This is a genomic window from Pandoraea sp. E26 (assembly GCF_000681415.1).
Taxonomy (GTDB): Bacteria; Pseudomonadota; Gammaproteobacteria; order Burkholderiales; family Burkholderiaceae; genus Pandoraea; species Pandoraea pnomenusa.
Window position 1 is genome coordinate 85,848 of record NZ_AYXJ01000006.1, and the last position, 14,195, is coordinate 100,042.

General features: G+C 65.8%; 10 protein-coding genes and 2 tRNA genes. 7 read left to right on the forward strand and 5 right to left on the reverse strand.

Translation table 11 applies throughout. The annotated features are described in order from the left end of the window. Window positions 1–70 precede the first annotated feature (70 nt). The 3 genes from W930_RS0103290 (at window position 71) to galE (ending at window position 3,999) form a co-directional block, all read left to right on the forward strand. Window positions 71–922 carry an endo alpha-1,4 polygalactosaminidase gene (locus tag W930_RS0103290; RefSeq protein WP_023593973.1) on the forward strand — a complete coding sequence of 284 codons (852 nt, stop codon included), beginning with the start codon at window positions 71–73 and terminating at the stop codon, window positions 920–922. 191 nt (window positions 923–1,113) lie between these two features. Further along, window positions 1,114–2,946 carry a glutamine--fructose-6-phosphate transaminase (isomerizing) gene (gene glmS, locus W930_RS0103295; protein WP_023593972.1) on the forward strand — a complete coding sequence of 611 codons (1,833 nt, stop codon included), beginning with the start codon at window positions 1,114–1,116 and terminating at the stop codon, window positions 2,944–2,946. A 30-nt stretch (window positions 2,947–2,976) separates the two neighbouring features. Beyond that, the gene (galE, locus tag W930_RS0103300; RefSeq protein WP_023872443.1) at window positions 2,977–3,999 is read left to right on the forward strand and encodes a UDP-glucose 4-epimerase GalE; all 1,023 of its coding nucleotides are present in this window, start codon (window positions 2,977–2,979) and stop codon (window positions 3,997–3,999) included. A 124-nt stretch (window positions 4,000–4,123) separates the two neighbouring features. Here galE and W930_RS0103310 read toward each other — a convergent pair. Then, window positions 4,124–4,199: transfer RNA gene (locus W930_RS0103310), tRNA-Glu, on the reverse strand. 18 nt (window positions 4,200–4,217) lie between these two features. Beyond that, a tRNA-Ala gene (locus W930_RS0103315) sits at window positions 4,218–4,293 on the reverse strand. Window positions 4,294–4,548: 255 nt separating this feature from the next. Here W930_RS0103315 and W930_RS0103320 point away from each other — a divergent pair. After that, window positions 4,549–6,711, forward strand: coding sequence for a UvrD-helicase domain-containing protein (locus W930_RS0103320; RefSeq protein ID WP_158516346.1), 2,163 nt, complete (start codon window positions 4,549–4,551; stop codon window positions 6,709–6,711). Window positions 6,712–6,778: 67 nt separating this feature from the next. Beyond that, on the forward strand, window positions 6,779–7,249 hold the full coding sequence (locus tag W930_RS0103325) for a CreA family protein (protein WP_023593969.1): 471 nt from the start codon (window positions 6,779–6,781) through the stop codon (window positions 7,247–7,249). Between the two features lie 41 nt (window positions 7,250–7,290). Here the strand turns inward: W930_RS0103325 and W930_RS0103330 are convergent, their stop codons facing one another. Continuing rightward, complete coding sequence (locus W930_RS0103330; protein ID WP_023872446.1) at window positions 7,291–9,216, reverse strand: sigma-54-dependent Fis family transcriptional regulator; 1,926 nt, start codon at window positions 9,214–9,216, stop codon at window positions 7,291–7,293. Between the two features lie 302 nt (window positions 9,217–9,518). Here W930_RS0103330 and W930_RS0103335 point away from each other — a divergent pair, with 302 nt between their 5' ends. After that, complete coding sequence (locus tag W930_RS0103335) at window positions 9,519–11,039, forward strand: aldehyde dehydrogenase family protein (protein WP_028730781.1); 1,521 nt, start codon at window positions 9,519–9,521, stop codon at window positions 11,037–11,039. Window positions 11,040–11,223: 184 nt separating this feature from the next. After that, entirely contained in the window at window positions 11,224–12,372 is a 1,149-nt protein-coding gene (yiaY, locus tag W930_RS0103340; RefSeq protein ID WP_023593966.1) for an L-threonine dehydrogenase, read from the forward strand. 182 nt (window positions 12,373–12,554) lie between these two features. Here yiaY and W930_RS0103345 read toward each other — a convergent pair whose 3' ends face one another. Beyond that, window positions 12,555–13,379 carry an SDR family NAD(P)-dependent oxidoreductase gene (locus W930_RS0103345; protein WP_023593965.1) on the reverse strand — a complete coding sequence of 275 codons (825 nt, stop codon included), beginning with the start codon at window positions 13,377–13,379 and terminating at the stop codon, window positions 12,555–12,557. 81 nt (window positions 13,380–13,460) lie between these two features. Further along, window positions 13,461–14,162 carry a TetR/AcrR family transcriptional regulator gene (locus tag W930_RS25905; RefSeq protein WP_023593964.1) on the reverse strand — a complete coding sequence of 234 codons (702 nt, stop codon included), beginning with the start codon at window positions 14,160–14,162 and terminating at the stop codon, window positions 13,461–13,463. Between the last annotated feature and the right edge of the window lie 33 nt (window positions 14,163–14,195).

Genomic DNA, 14,195 nt, shown 5'->3' on the forward strand with positions numbered 1-14,195 from the left:
GATTTGGCCTGACGTCGATATGTCCGACAAGACGATACAGCGGCCGCCCGCGCGGCGCAGCCGAGCACTGATGCGACTCGCCCGCGGCATGGCGGGCCTGTTCGCCGGCTGTTTTCTCAATGCGGCGTCGGCACAGGCGCCCTCGCCCGGGCGCATCGCGTTCTATTACGGCGAGACGATCGATCCCAGCGCATTCGCCGGATATGATCAGGCGGTGGTGGAGCCGGACAACGGCTTCGTCCCGAAGGTCGCGGAAGCTTCCGGCGCGGAACCGAAGGGCATGCGCTGGATCGCGTATGTCAGCGTGGGCGAAGTGCTGCCCTCGCGCGACTACTACAAGGCCATGCCCAAAGCCTGGCGCATCGGCCGCAACGGCGAATGGAAGTCCGAAGTCATCGACCAGTCCGCGCCGGGATGGCCGCAGTTCTTCGTCGACAAGGTTATCGCGCCGCTATGGGCCAACGGCTACCGCGGTTTTTTCCTCGACACGCTCGACTCGTACCAGCTCGTGAGCAGGACCGACGCCGAGCGCGCGCGGCAGCGAGCCGGTCTGGTCGCCGTCATCAAACGCATTCATCGTCGCTTTCCGCGCGCCGAGGTCATCATGAACCGGGGATTCGAGTTGATGCCCGAAGTGCATGACGACGTCTCGGCGGTGGCCTTCGAGTCGCTTTATCGCGGTTGGGACGAGGCGCAGCGCCGCTACGTGGCCGTGTCCGACAAGGATCGCGAATGGCTGCTCGCCCGCGCCCGCGAGATTCGCGAGAACTACGGGCTTCCCGTCATCGCGATCGACTATTGCCCGCCGGACGACGTCGCATGTGCCCGACAGACCGTCAACCGCATCCGTGCCGACGGACTCGTGCCGTACGTCGGCGACGGCCATCTGATGCAGGTCAATCCGGCGTCCGCGCTGGATTGAGACCCGGCCGGGCCACCAGCGAGGCGCCAACAGGTCGCGAGGCAACAGGACAGGCAGGTAAGCGACACCGGCTCACCGCGACCGAAATGCCGGACATCCATGAGCGGAATATCAATCAGGGCAGGCACGCGCCATCGTTCGCCGAAACGGCGCATGGGGTGCCACCCGTCAATTGCCTTTAGGGGAAAGTCATGTGTGGAATCGTAGGCGGCGTTGCGCGCAGCGACGTGGTGCCGGTGCTGGTGGAAGGACTGCGGCGTCTCGAATACCGCGGTTACGACTCGTGCGGAGTCGCCGTGCTGGATGCGCAACAGAAGCTCACCCGCGTGCGCAGCGTGGCGCGCGTTGCCGAACTGCGGGCGCAGGCGGCCGAGGCGGCCCTGGCCGCGCCGCTCGGCATCGCGCATACCCGTTGGGCGACCCATGGCGCGCCGGCCACCGAAAACGCGCACCCGATCTTCTCGCGCGACCGCGTCGGGCTGGTGCACAACGGCATCATCGAGAACCATGAAGTCCTGCGCGACGCGCTGCGCGCCAAGGGTTACGAGTTTGCCAGCCAGACCGATACCGAAGTCATCGCGCATCTGGTCGATGCCCATCTGCATGGCGGCGGGCGCGGTGATCTCGTGCAGGCGGTGCGAGCGGCCATTGCGCAACTTCATGGCGCGTTTGCGATTGCCGTCGTCAGCGACGACGCACCCGGACGCCTGGTGTGCGCCCGGCAGGGATCGCCGCTCGTGATCGGCTTCGCGCCGGACGGCCATTTCCTGGCGTCCGATGCGCTTGCGCTTGCCGGGCGCTGCGATCGCTTCACCTATCTCGAGGAGGGCGACGTGGCGTTGCTTACCCCCGACACGGTGACGATCCTCGACAGTCGTGGCGTCGAGGCGACGCGCCCGGTGCGCACCATGGCCGCCTATCAGGCGGAAGTCGAGCTCGGGCCTTACCAGCACTACATGCAAAAGGAGATCTTCGAGCAACCTCGCGCGATCGCCGACACGATCTCCGGCATCGCCGCGTTCTCGCCGGCCCTGTTCGGCGAGGCTGCCGCGGAGGCGCTCGGTCGCGCGGACAGCGTCCTGATCCTCGCGTGCGGCACCAGCTACTACGCCGGGCTGACGGCGAAGTACTGGCTGGAGTCGCTTGCCGGCATTCCCACGCAGGTCGAGATCGCCAGCGAATACCGCTATCGCGAATCCGTACCCAATCCGCAAGCGCTCGTGGTGACCATCTCGCAATCGGGCGAGACCGCCGACACGCTGGCCGCGCTCAGGCACGCCCAGCATCTCGGTCACGAACACACGCTGGCGATTTGCAATGTCGCCACCAGCGCGCTCGTGCGTCAGACGGCGATGTCGTTCATCACCCGCGCGGGGGCGGAGATCGGCGTGGCATCGACCAAGGCCTTCACCACCCAGCTCGTCGCGCTATTCACGCTGGCGGTCACGCTCGGCGTGGAACGCGGTCGTATCGACGCCGACGGCGCGGCGGACTACCTCACGCAGCTGCGCCACTTGCCGGCGGCGGTCGCGAGCGTGCTCGCGCTGGAGCCGCAACTGATCGACTGGTCGCTGAAGTTCGCCAGCGTGCCGAGCGCCCTGTTCCTGGGGCGCGGACTGCATTATCCGATTGCCCTCGAGGGCGCGCTCAAGCTCAAGGAAATTTCGTATATCCACGCAGAGGCGTATCCTGCGGGAGAGCTCAAGCACGGCCCCCTTGCCCTTGTGAGCGAGCAGATGCCGGTCGTTACCGTCGCGCCGAACGACGTGCTCGTCGAGAAGCTGAAATCCAACATGCAGGAAGTGCGCGCGCGCGGTGGCGAACTTTTCGTGCTGGCCGACGACGACATGAAAATGAGCAGCGCGCAGGGCATTCGTGTCATTCGCATGCCGGAGCACTATGGCAAACTCTCGCCGGTGCTTCACGTGGTGCCGCTGCAACTGCTGGCCTATCACACCGCGTGCGCGAGGGGCACGGATGTGGACAAACCGCGCAATCTGGCAAAATCCGTCACCGTCGAATAGGCAACGCACATCGTGCCTGGAACGCAACACATGAACAATTCCGGAACCATTCTCGTCACGGGCGGCGCAGGCTACATCGGCTCGCATACGTGCGTCGAACTGCTCTCGCACGGCTATGACGTCGTCATCGTCGACAATCTGGTCAACAGCCACCGCGAGTCGGTGGTCCGCGTCGGCGAACTCGCCGGACGCGCGCCTGTTTTCATCGAGGGAGACGCCTGCTCGAAGCCGTTGCTAGCCGACCTGTTCGCGCGCTTCCGCTTCACCGGCGCGATTCACTTCGCGGCCCTCAAAGCGGTGGGCGAATCGGTGGAAAAGCCCGTCGAGTACTACCGCAACAACCTCGACAGCCTGCTGGCGCTGGTCGAGACGATGCGGGACTTCAACGTCAAGGATCTCGTCTTCAGCTCGTCGGCCACGGTCTACGGCAACCCCGCGTCCGTTCCGATCGACGAGTCGTTCCCGCTATCGGCAACGAACCCGTACGGGCAGACGAAGCTCATGGCGGAGACCATCCTCAACGACGTCGCGACGGCCGACCCGGCCTGGCGTATCGCGTTGCTGCGTTATTTCAATCCGGTGGGCGCGCACGAGAGCGGACGCATCGGCGAAGACCCCGTGGGCGTGCCGAGCAACCTGATGCCGTTCGTCGCGCAGGTAGCGATCGGCAAACGCCCCGCGGTGAACGTGTTCGGCGGCAACTGGAACACACCGGACGGCACGGGCATCCGCGACTACATCCACGTGGTCGATCTCGCCCGCGGTCACCTGGCCGCGCTGGCATCGCTCCAGCGGCTCAACCGGGGCTTCACGGTCAACCTCGGCACCGGGCGCGGCTATTCCGTGCTGGAGGTGATCAAGGCATTCGAAGCGGCCAGCGGACGCCCGGTGCCGTTCAAGGTGACCGAGCGCCGCCCGGGCGACATCGAGAGTTGCTATGCGGCGACCGATCTGGCCCGCACCCTGCTGGGATGGGAAGCCGAGTACGGCATCGATCGCATGTGCGCCGACCATTGGCGCTGGCAGATGCAGAACCCGGACGGCTATCGGTAAGCCGCGCTTCCGAAGGCGCCGAACGCAAAAAAGCCGGATGTCGTGAAGACATCCGGCTTTTTCGTTTTGCCGAATCCGACGCCGGCCGGCATCGATGTGCCAAAGTCACACCGCTGCCGATAGATGGCGTCCCCTAGGGGATTCGAACCCCTGTACTCACCGTGAAAGGGTGATGTCCTAGGCCTCTAGACGAAGGGGACGGAAAACCGTCATTCGTTTGGTGGAGGTAAGCGGGATCGAACCGCTGACCTCTTGCATGCCATGCAAGCGCTCTCCCAGCTGAGCTATACCCCCCGCGCGAAGAGGCGTGACTATATCGTATTTGACGTCGGTCGGCAACTGGCGCGCGGGGACGGCGCCCGACGCACACGCGAAGCGCCCTCCGGGCGTCGCCCTGGCGACTTCCCCTCTCGCCAGTCCTCGTTCCGCCTCCATTGTCGCGACGGTACCGGCGGCGCGCCAGGCAACGCAGGTAAAATCCGTGCCACATCCGGCAGACGCGCAACACGGTGTCCGCCGCTCCGCCCTCAGCAAACAAAGGTTGACGTCATGAGCGACACGACATCTCCCGCTCGCGTGCCGCGATTCGTGCCCAACGGCCCGGCGCTGACCGACGAGCAGATCGCCATCGCGCTGGCCGGCGAGCGGATCTGCATCGCCATGGCCAATGCGGGCACGGGCAAGACGACCACGCTCGTCGCACGCATCGGCGAGGCCATCGCCGGTGGCACGCCGCCCGAGCAGATCCTCGCGCTCACCTTCACGACCACGGCGGCCGACGTGCTGCGCGCGCGGTTGCAGCGCAGCGGCATCCACCCGGAGTTGTGCAAGCGCGTGCGCGTGTCGACGTTCGACGATTACAGCCACGACGTGCTCGACGCCCTGCCCTGCGCCAACGACCGCGCCCGCCGGGTGCAACGCGACAGCTTCCTCACCGGCTACCTCGCCGACGCGATGCAGACGCTGCGCGACGAACTGGGGCACCGCCATCCGGCCGGCGCCTTCGACGACAACCACATCAACGTGGCGCTGTGCCTCGAGGCCATGCGCAAGCTCAAGGCCGGCGGCGCACTGTTCGACGACGTGGACGAGGAGTTGCTCGACGAGCGTCTTTTCCAGCTCGACGTCACACGAGCGCAATACGCCGTCACGCAAGCCTATGAGCGCGAGCGTCTAGGCTCTCGCGACGAACCGCTTTTCCGCGACCGTTTCGACGCCACATACGATCTGGCCCGACTGATCGACAGCGACAGCGTGGCGCCGCATTACTTTGCCGCATGCCGACTGATCGTGTGCGACGAGCAGCATGATTTCAACGAAGCCTCGTATCGTGTGCTGCGCCATTTGCTGCGCACCCTGAACTGCCGCTTCGTCGGCGTGGGCGATCGCGATCAGGTGATTCACGGCGCCATGGGGGCGAGCGACGCCTATATGGGCGAGCGCTTTCACGCGGACTTCTCCGGCACCGCGACCTACCCGCTCACGCGCACGTTCCGTCACGGACCGCACATCGCCTACCCGGTGGGCGCCTTCAAACGCAAGGCCGTCGAATCGTTCGTGCGACGCCACACGCCCGTCGCGGTCATCACGACCGGCAGCGACGCAGACGCGACCGCCCGGGCGGTGCTTGCCGACCTTCGCGAATGGCTGGGTGACAGCGACCGGCGCGCCACGTGCGCCGTGCTGTTGCGAGACTGGCATCAGGGCGCGGCCATCGAGCAGGCCTTGTGGCAAGCGGACATGCCGTTCGAATCGCCGAACAAGGAAGGATTCCAGTTCCGCGAGGAGATCCGCTTCGTTCGCGCGGTATTCGCGCTGACGCTGCGCGCGCACGAGACCATCGACGAACGCGAGCGCATGTCGGTCGCCGCGGTGCTCGGCATCTTCGCGAACATCCGTCTCACGCGCGATCAGTACCAGTTGACGGCAAAACACCCCGAACTGCTCGAACAGATCTATACGTCGTATCTGCTGGGCGCACCGCAGCAGACGCCGGCGGCCAACATCGGACGCCTGATTCGCGAGCTGCGCGCCGACGCCGCCACCCTCACCGCCCGCGAAGCGTTCCGACGCATCCGTCAACGCGTCGACTTCCAGTCGGTCGCCACACGCCTGTACGCCCGGCCCTACGACGTCGACCTCGTCGAGCGGTCGCTGCGCGCCTTCGCCTCGACGCTGCCCCAGGACGACACCCCGCTCGCCGCCTATTTCGAGGCGATGATGGCGCGCCTGGCCGGCGCGCGTCAGGGCCGCACTCAGGCGCGCATCAGCATCGACACCGTCGCCAACGTCAAGGGCCGGGAATTCGATCACGTCGTCATGCCCTATCTCGAACGCAATGAGTTCCCGAACCCGTTCGCGCCGCTGGAGAGCGAGAAGAACCTGTTCTACGTCGCGCTCACCCGCGCCAGAGAATCGATATCGCTCATCACGCCCGCGGACAGCACCCGGCAGAGCGGCTTCATCGGGTTGCTCGATCTGGCGCGCACCACACCGCGTGCGGACGACGCGCTCCTGCGTAACATGGCGATGCCGCCCGACGCCCGGCCGACGCGGCGCTACCTGAGCGGCGACACCTATGGCGCGAAAGACGAACTCGCCAGACTCGGCGCCATGTACGACGCGGCACGGCGCCAGTTGTACATCACCTCGGATATGGACCCGACGCCCTTCACACAATGGCTTCGCACGTCGAACATGGGACGCGAGTAGAATCCGGCACGCACGGGCACGGATTTGGCAGGCGACACACGCCTGCTCCCGCTGCCGGAGACAGGACATGCTCAAGAAGACAGCCGTCGCACTGACATTGATGATCACCGCGGGTTGGGCGCATGCCGAGCGCATCGGCGACGTCAGCACCGCATTCAAGTTCCTGGGACCGGATCACAAGATCGTCGTGGACGCCTACGACGATCCGAAGGTCCGAGGCGTCACCTGCTACGTCTCGCGCGCGAAGACGGGCGGCCTGAAAGGCATGGTCGGCCTCGCGGAGGACAGGGCGGAAGCGTCGATTGCCTGCCGCCCGGTGGGGCCGATCTCGTTCACCGGCCCATTGCCGAAGGAAGAGGAGGTCTTCTCCGAGGGCATGTCGCCGCTGTTCAAGCGACTGCGCATCGTGCGCATGGTCGACAGGGCGCGCAATACGCTGGTCTACCTCACCTACTCCGACAAGCTCATCGACGGCTCGCCGCAGAACAGCGTGACCGCCGTGCCGGTGGATCGCGCAACACCGATCCCGTCGAAGTAAGTCTGCACCGGATCGTCACCCGTCGCGACGATCCGGAGCGTTTACCCCCGCAACAGGCCGAAGCGCCGGAGCTTGCGGTACAGCGTGTTGCGGCTCACGCCGAGCTTGCGCGCCGCGGCGCTGACCTGACCCTGGCAGGCGTCGAGCGTGGCGCGCAGCGCCTGACGCTCCGCGGCTTCCAGCGGCGCCTCCGTCGGCACCTCCGGCCCGGCGCCGGTCGGCATCGAGCCGCGCGCTTCGCGCAACGCCTGCGGCAAGTCATCCACCGTGATCACATCCTGCTCGCTGAGCGCGACGAGCGTGCGAATGACGCTGCGCATCTGACGCACGTTGCCAGGCCACGCATAAGCGCACAGGCGCTCCTGCGCTTCGTCCGTGAGCGCGATGCGGCCGTGCGCGTCCGTTTGCGAGAGTAGCTGGAAGATCAGGTCACGCTTGTCTTCGCGCTCTCGCAGCGGCGGTACGCTGACCTCGAGACCGCTCAGACGATAGAACAGGTCCTCGCGAAACTCCCGCGCGGCAATCCGCTCGGACAGGTCACGATGCGTCGCGCTGAGCACGCGAATGTCGAGCGCCACGGGCTCGCCGCCCCCAAGCGGCGACACCATGCGCTCCTCCAGCACACGCAGCAGGCGTGTTTGCATCGCAAACGGCATGTCGCCGATCTCGTCGAGAAACAACGTACCGCCGTTGGCCTGCCACAGCTTGCCGTTCATCCCTTCCTTGCGCGCGCCGGTGAAGCTGCCGCCGACATAGCCGAACAACTCACTCTCGATCAGCGATTCGGGGATGGCCGCGCAGTTCAATGCCACGAACGGGCCGCTGGCCCGCGCACTGGCGGCGTGCACCGCGCGCGCGAACACTTCCTTGCCGCTCCCGGTCTCGCCACGGATGAGCACGGGGACGTCGTGGGCGAAAACGCGGCAGGCGCGCGAGAACGCCTGTGCGAGCGTGGCATCAGCGAATGGCTTGACGCGCTCGCCGTGCAGCGTCGTCGCCGTACCGGGTGACGCGCGTGGCGCACGCACCGAGCGCAGCGGCGCGCGCACCATCGCGAGCAGCGCTTCCCCGGTATGTGTCCGAATGGGCCAGCAGGCGCCGGGCGTCGGATGCGCCTGCGCGAACAGCGCGTCGAGCGGCTGCGCGAACCACCGGTCCACGCGTGTGCCGACGATGCCCTCGCGCGTCGTGCCGAGCCGGTTCAGCGCGCTCTGGTTGACGGCGAGCACCCGCCCGGCGTCGTCGAACGCGACCAGCGCCTGCGCGAAACCGCCGAGATGATCGGCCTGCTCCTGGAGTTGCAGGAGCCATTCGTCGCGATAGTGCTGGAAGAAATACTCGCTCTCCACAACCTTGGCGGACAGGTTGACGAGGGCAAGCGTGTGAAACTGGCTCTGGCGCGTGAGGTCGGCGCGCGTCGAAGACACATCGATCACCGCGAGCAGATCGCCGTGTGGCGCGAAGACGGGACTTGCCGTGCAGGTAAGCGGCGTATGCAACGCCCGGAAATGATCCTGCTGGCAGATGATGACGGGGGTGCGCTCGACCGCGCACGTGCCGATGCCGTTGGTGCCTTCGCACGATTCGCTCCAGTCCGCGCCGGGCCACAGACCGGCGCGATGGAAGTCGTCGCGCGTGCCGTCTTGGAGCCGCGAATCGACGATGACGCCGTCGGGCGCGCTCAGCAACACGGCCTGGTGCGGATTCATCAACTGTCGTTGCAAGCGTTCGAGCACCGGCATCGACACGGAACGCAACTGCTCCATCGCGCTGCGTCGCTCGCGCAGCTCCGACGACGCGAGCACGCGCGGTGCCATGCGCGCGCCCGGGTCGAGCGCATGCGCGTCGAGGCAGCGGCGCCACGAGCTGGCGATATTCGGGTCGGTCTCGGCGGCGCCCGGCGCCGGGCGCCCTTGGGCAACGCTCAGCACACGGCGCGCGTGTGCCGACTCGGTATTGACTGGCATTGGTCGTCTCCCCCTGCCGGATGATCTGCGGATCTCGTATTCGTCCCTGAAGCATGTCGCATGCCGGGGGGGTTTGCAATGCGCTATGTCAATCGACCGGCACAGGGCGATTGCCTGTCACGACGGTGAGACACCCCCGTCATGGCATGGCACAGATGTGTCACGGAATCGGCACACCCGGCACCGGGCAGCGTGCCGGCCATGCCCGTGGCGCCTGGCGCGCACCGGGGTGGCCCGCGAATTGCTTTGGGGGTGTGGCGTGGCCGCCGCGCCACCGACACGACAATATCCGGAGACACGACATGCGATACGCCCCTCCCGGCACTCCCGGTGCCCTGCTGTCCCTGCAACCGCGTTACGAGAACTACATTGGCGGCAAATTCGTGCCGCCCGTGGAAGGACGCTATTTCACCAACACGTCGCCGGTTACGGGCGGGGTGATCGGCGAGTTTCCCCGCTCCGGCGGCGCCGACATCGAGCTGGCCCTCGATGCGGCCCACGCCGCCGCGCCGCAATGGGGAAAGACCTCGGTACAGGCGCGCTCGCGCATTCTGCTGCAAATCGCCGACCGGCTCGAGAGCCAGCTGGAGCGCTTCGCCGTGGCCGAGACGTGGGACAACGGCAAGCCTGTGCGCGAGACGCTCGCCGCCGACCTGCCGCTCGCCATCGATCACTTCCGCTACTTCGCGGGCTGCATTCGTGCGCAGGAAGGCACGGCGGCCGCGATCGACGCCCACACGGCGGCATACCACTTCCATGAGCCGCTGGGCGTCGTGGGTCAGATCATTCCGTGGAATTTTCCGTTGCTGATGGCGGCATGGAAACTCGCGCCCGCGCTGGCTGCCGGCAACTGCGTGGTGCTCAAGCCCGCGGAGCAGACGCCGCTCTCGATCACGCTGTTTGCCGAGCTCGTGGGCGATCTGCTCCCGCCTGGGGTGCTCAATATTGTGCAGGGCTTTGGCAAGGAGGCGGGAGAGGCGTTGGCGACAAGCCGGCGGATCGCCAAGATCGCCTTCACGGGCTCGACCCCGATCGGCGGACAGATTCTCGCGCGCGCGGCCGCCAACCTGATCCCGAGCACGGTCGAGCTGGGTGGCAAGTCGCCGAACATCTTCTTCGACGACATCATGCGCGGTGAACCCGAATTCGTCGAAAAGGCGGCGGAAGGGCTGGTGCTCGGCTTCCTGAACCAGGGCGAGGTGTGCACATGCCCGTCGCGCGCGCTCGTGCAGGAGTCGATCTACGAGCCGTTCATGGAAGTGGTCATGGCGCGCGTGGCCCGCATCAAGCGCGGCGATCCGCTCGACACGGAAACCGCGGTGGGCGCGCAGGCGTCGCAACAGCAGTTCGACAAGATCCTCACGTATCTCGACCTCGCCCGCAAGGAAGGCGCCACGATACTCACCGGCGGCGGCATCGAAATGCTCGACGGCCCGCTCGCCTCGGGCTTCTACATCCAGCCCACGCTGCTCAAGGGCGAGAACCGCATGCGCGTGTTCCAGGAAGAGATTTTCGGGCCGGTGGTGGGCGTGACGACGTTCAAGGACGAAGCGGAGGCGCTCGCGATTGCGAACGACACCGAGTTCGGTCTCGGCGCCGGGGTCTGGACACGCGACATCAATCGCGCCTACCGGATGGGGCGTGCGATCCAGGCCGGGCGCGTGTGGACCAATTGCTATCACCTCTATCCCGCGCACGCGGCGTTCGGTGGCTACAAGAAGTCGGGGATCGGACGCGAGACCCACAAGATGATGCTCGACCACTACCAGCAAACGAAGAATCTGTTGGTGAGCTACGACGTCAACCCGCTCGGGTTCTTTTGAGCGTTCGCTCTATTCCTTGCCCGGTTTGCAGCAGATCAAGGACACATCGCGCCCTGGGTGCGATGCTGTCCTCAGTGCTTGCAAGCGTTGATTCTGGACACCGCCGGCGCGTCCGGCCGGCTGCGACGATGCCGTCGGCAGCGCGCGCGGTGTGCCCCTCACAGAACAGATCAGGAGCATGACCATGAGCACGACATTCTTCATTCCCGCCGTCAACATGATGGGCGTGGGCAGTCTCGACGAGGCGATTGCCGCCTTGCGTCAATATCAGTTCCGCCGCGCGTTGATCGTGACCGACGCGGGCCTCGCCAGGGCCGGCGTCGCCGACAAGGTGGCCGGGCTGCTGGCACGAGAGGACATTCAGTCGGTGGTGTTCGACGGCGCCAAGCCGAACCCCACGGTCAGCAACGTGGAAGCCGGGTTGGCGATGTTGCGCGAGCATCAGTGCGATTTCGTCATCTCGCTCGGCGGCGGCTCGCCGCACGACTGCGCGAAAGGCATTGCGTTGTGCGCGACCAATGGCGGGCACATTGCGGACTACGAAGGCGTTGACCAATCGAAGAAGCCGCAGTTGCCGCTCGTCGCGATCAACACCACGGCAGGCACCGCGAGCGAGATGACGCGCTTTTGCATCATCACGGACGAGAAGCGGCACGTGAAGATGGCGATCGTGGACCGGAACGTGACCCCGTTGCTGTCGGTCAACGACCCGGCCCTGATGGTGGCGATGCCCCAGGGGCTGACCGCCGCCACGGGCATGGACGCACTCACGCACGCGACCGAGGCCTACGTGTCGACGGCCGCCACGCCGATTACCGACGCGTGTGCGCTCAAGGCGGTAACGCTGATTTCGCAGAACCTGCGTCGCGCCGTATCGCACGGCGACGACATGGCGGCGCGCGAGAACATGGCCTATGCGCAATTCCTGGCGGGGATGGCCTTCAACAATGCGTCGCTCGGTTACGTGCACGCGATGGCGCACCAGCTCGGGGGCTTCTACGACTTGCCGCACGGCGTGTGCAACGCGGTGCTGCTGCCGCACGTCGAGGAGTTCAATGCGAGTGTGAGCGCCGCGCGCCTGAGGGACATTGCACAGGCGATGGGCGAGAAGGTCGACGGACTGAGCGCCGAGGAAGGTGCGAAGGCGGCCATCGCCGCGATCCGGCGCCTGTCGAAGGACATCGGCATTCCGGCCGGTCTCGAGGCACTCGGTGCGAAGACATCGGACATTCCCACGCTGGCGGCGAACGCCATGCAGGACGCGTGCGGCCTCACGAACCCGCGACGCGCCGAGCAAGCCGAGATCGAGGAGATCTTCCGTCGGGCGTTTTGATGCGTCACCTCGTCGGATCGCCGACAACACGGCGATCCGACGACGGCCGCCGCAAAGATGGCGTTTGATGCAGCGCTTCCTGGATGGCGGTCGGAGGGTCGTCGATCATTCGCGCGTAGGTGCTGAAATTCGAGGCTTCTACGGAAATGTCTTGAGTTTCTTCAGGGTGCCTATCCAAACTTTCAGGAGTGGGCCAGTTCGCGGAAGTTCATCCAGTGCGAACTCACGAGCCATCCCGCGTCGACCGGCAGACTCACGCCCGTGATGGCACTCGATTCGTCGCACATGAGGAAACTCACGGCCGCGGCGATTTCGTCGGTCCCCACCAGCCGCCCCAGTGCGGAATGGGCCTCGATCGCAGCCGCGCTGCGCTTGCCTGTTGCAAGCTTGTCCTCGAAGATGGGGGTGAGCGTGAAGCCTGGCGCGACCGCATTCACACGAATGCCGGACGCGCCCAGCTCGCCCGCCGCAAGCTGGGTGAGCGCACCCAACGCCACCTTCGCCGGTGAATACGCATGCAGCGGCAACGGGCGCAGTTCGTTGATCGACGTGATGTTCACCACGGCGCCGGCACCCAGCTGCGTCATGAGCGGTGCAAACACCCGCAGACAATGCTGGGCACCGAAGTAGTTCACTTCCCACACGCGCCGCTGCATGTCGTCGTTCATGCCAAGCATGGGCACCACATCCTGCAGCACACCCGCCACGTTCACCAGGCCCGCCACGCCGCGCTCGCGCAGCGACGCCGCCAATGCATCGACCGCCCCGTGGTCGGTCACGTCGAGCGCCGAAAGCTGCAAACGCGCCTGTCCCGCACGCGCGCCGAAAACGTCCTTCAACCGGGCCGTGTCCAGATCCGTCGCCACCACATGCCAGCCATCGTCGTGCAAACGGTTCGCCACCGCCAACCCAATACCGCCGCTCGCGCCGGTCACCACCACAGCATGCCCGCGATCGCGCAATGCGTTCAGGGAATCGCGCTTCGCGCGGCCAGAGGATGTGTTCATACGGCGCGTCTCCATTGGATGATGTGGTCGCTTTATTTTCTAAACTATTCGTTTAGTTTATCCGCAACCCCGCTGGAGACGTCAAGCTGTTTTTTTCGCCGGACTTCGTGCCCGCGAGGTTTTCCCAACACCTGTGCCGGCGCTCCGCGAGCGTGTGCGGGTCAATTCGGGTACGGTGCCGTTGGGGCCCAGCAGCCCCTGCATTACGAGATCGACGTGTTCGCGGACGAACGCGCGCGTGAGTGGCTTGTGGCCCACGAGCAGACGGTAGTAAAGCGGCGCGTAAAGGATGTCGAGCACGACGTCGGGATCGCCCGGCTTGATCAGGCCACGTGCAATCGCATCGCGCACGATTTCCACACCCTGTTGGCGTCGTGCCGAGACGTAGCCGTCGCGAAATGCCTGTGCGATCTCCGGGTCTGACTGCCCCTCCGCGATCAGGGCGCTGATCATCGTGCCCATCGGTCCGCAGAATTCTTCGGCCATCTTCAGCAGACGCGCGAAGATGCTGTCGAGTTGCAACTCTTCTGGATACGGCAGTGCCTGCCCCGCTTCGCGCAGGAACGCGGTCATGATGACCGAGGCCCGATTCGGCCACCACTTGTAGATCGTGGCCTTGCTCACGCCTGCCGCCGTGGCGATCGCTTCCATCGTGGTGGCGTGCAGCCCCTGCTCCAGCAACAGACGATAAGCCGCATCGAGTACGGCGCGCTCCGCTTCGACACTGCGCTTGCGACCGCGCCGACCGGGCGCCGGAGATTCGGGATTCGACTGACTTGACATTCGTTGTGTCCGGACAAATACTAAACTAAACGT